At 26.7% G+C, this 2608-nt stretch carries 3 protein-coding genes; all 3 read right to left on the bottom strand.

What is annotated here, in order from left to right:
- The coding region (locus AB1Z17_RS08425; protein ID WP_368051360.1) for a protein-disulfide reductase DsbD domain-containing protein at positions 1-505 on the bottom strand (505 nt) is incomplete at its 3' end.
- Positions 506-858: 353 nt separating this feature from the next.
- Positions 859-1536 carry a response regulator gene (locus AB1Z17_RS08420; protein WP_368051359.1) on the bottom strand — a complete coding sequence of 226 codons (678 nt, stop codon included), beginning with the start codon at positions 1534-1536 and terminating at the stop codon, positions 859-861.
- Positions 1520-2608 (bottom strand): sensor histidine kinase (locus AB1Z17_RS08415; protein WP_368051358.1); only part of this gene is annotated, 1089 nt, incomplete at its 5' end. The genes AB1Z17_RS08420 and AB1Z17_RS08415, both read right to left, overlap by 17 nt.

The following is a 2608-nucleotide window of genomic DNA, read 5'->3' as shown; positions in this document are numbered from 1 at the left end:
TTTTAATTGGTGTAAAAGTTTCTTTTTTATCAACACTTTCTTCTGCTACTTTTTCTCCGGGAATGGTAAATTCTAAATCTACAAAAGTTGGTGGTAAGCAATTGGTATCATCACATACCATAAATTCTAACTCTCCTATAATTTTTAAAGCGTTATTCGTTTCTACCTTTATACGTTGTTTAAAAGTGGCTGCATTTTCAAAATATTTGATTTCCATATCAAATACCGGGTCATATACTGTATGACCTTCTTCTTCTATAACATTACCAACTAGATTAAACTGCTCTGTAGTTTCAAATATAAACGATGTAGGTATTGGCCCATCTTCGGGTACAATTTGAGAATATAAATGCCATTTATCTTCAATTATTGCTTTAACAATTAAATCATATTCAGTATCTGATATTTTTTCAACTGAAGTTGACCATTTAACAGGGTCGTAAATTTGAGCATAACTAGCAGTAAAAATCAATAAAAAAGAAAGGAGTGAAAGTGTTTTTTTCATGTTATAGGTTGATTTCGCTTATTTTGGGTTTTCAAAAATAATGAATATTACTTACTAAGTCGTTTATAAAACTGTTTTCCCTTATTTTTATATGTTAAATTTTTCTTAATGAACATTTATAATTATATCTAAACTCAAAAAAGTAATATTTAGTTTTCTGCTCTAAAAATTAAAAAATCATTTTAATAATATGTGTTTTCCATACTATTAATATGCTGAAACCATATACTTTAGGCCATTTTCAAAAATAAACTGAAAATAGCTTTTGAAATATAAAATTTATGTTACATTTGATTTGACTATAGGAATAAATTCAACCCCAAAGACATTTTTATAGCAAAAAAAGGGTTCATTTAAATGAACCCTTTTTCTTTTGCTTTTAATATTAATTCTCTGTCATCGTTATCTTTAACTTCAAACAGCTTTTTTAATTGTTTTTTTCTTCTTTCCAAACCAGGCATAGACATTGGTATAATTCCAGGAAGATCTTTCATTTTAGTCCCAATAGACATTTCATACAATAATTGCCTGTCTATTTTATCTATTTTATAATCAATTGAGGCTTGTTTTCTAAATAATTCTAAAACCGATTTACTATAATATGGAGAGCCATCTAATAGTGTTTTTATAGCAAATACTAACTCCTCTTTATTAACATCGTTTTTTATTAAAAAACCATCTGGATTTACATTTTTAAGTATAGCTTGTATTCTATAATTATCATTAAACGTAGTGGCAACAATAATTTTGCAGTTTGGTAGTAATTTTTTAATAGCTATGCCTAAATCTTCACCTGACAGATATTCACCGTCTGTTGATTGCGGAAGCGATATGTCCAAAAAAATAATATCTATTCCATTCTTTTTTGCAGCATCTTCTATTTTTTCAATTGCTTCATCACAATTTATTGCTATTGAAATTTCAAAATTAACTTTTGAATTTTCTGAACTTATAAATTCAAAAGCACTTTTATACGCATCTGCAATAATTGGATGGTCGTCTATTATTAAAACTTTATATTTTGTGTTCATTATTTTCTGTTTGTATTGGACATGTTACAAATATAGTAGTTCCTCCATTTTTCAGGGAATCAATTTTTAAAGTTCCATCAATTTTTTCGACCCTAGATTGCATATTTTTTAACCCAATTCCCTTTCTTTTTTCTCTAATATTGAAACCTTTTCCATTATCTTTTACAAGTAACTCTATAGTGTTATTATTTAAGCTAATTTTTATTTCTACATAAGAAGCTTCTGCATATTTAATTATATTTTGCAATGCCTCTTGTAATATACGGTATAAATTAATTTTTATGTTATCATTTATAGTATCCCAATAAATAGCTTCATCACAATAATATTCATATTTAAAGCTTTCTAAGTTACTTCTTTTTTCAATTAAATCTTTAATAATTTTTGAAAAATCTTCTTTCGATGACAATATTTCATTCTTTAATTCATGTGAAATAGTTCTAATTTCTTTTTCAATATTTTGAAGTTCATCTACATAATACTTATGTTTTTCTATAGTATTTTTATCTCCACTAACATTTAAAAACCCTAAGCCTAACCTAGTTCCAAAAATTTTACTTAACACTCCATCATGTAAATCTTCAGAAATTCTATGACGCTCTTTTAAGCGCCCTTCTTCTAATTTAGTTTGTTGTCTCATTATTAAAGATAAAATTTCTTGATTCGACTTTTGCTGTTCTTGATCGAACCTTAATTCTTTATTTTTTGCTCTTTGAACTCTCATAACATAAGCAAAAGATAACAATATAATTGTAATAAAACCTCCTAATAAAATTAGTAAATTTTGTTGAGAAAGCTTCTCTGTTTCTTGAATATATTCATCTGTTTCAAAACGAATTCTAGTAAACTTATTTCTAATTTTCCGATCCTCTACTTGAAGGCTATCACTTATACGAACATATTCATTTAAATACTTGTTAGATTTTTGCCGATCCACCTTTGAAAGTAGTAATAGCGTTTCTAACTTATCTCTATAATTCTCAAGTTGATCTGCCAATCCAAAAGCTTCATTAGCATATTTTACAGCTAAGGTTGTATCTTTTTTTACCGCATAATATTCAGATAAATGTCT

Origin of the sequence: Lutibacter sp., from assembly GCF_040883305.1 — a bacterium.
Classification (GTDB): Bacteria; Bacteroidota; Bacteroidia; order Flavobacteriales; family Flavobacteriaceae; genus Lutibacter.
Note: the sequence above shows the minus strand (reverse complement) of the source record. Positions and strands in the feature narration are given on the sequence as shown.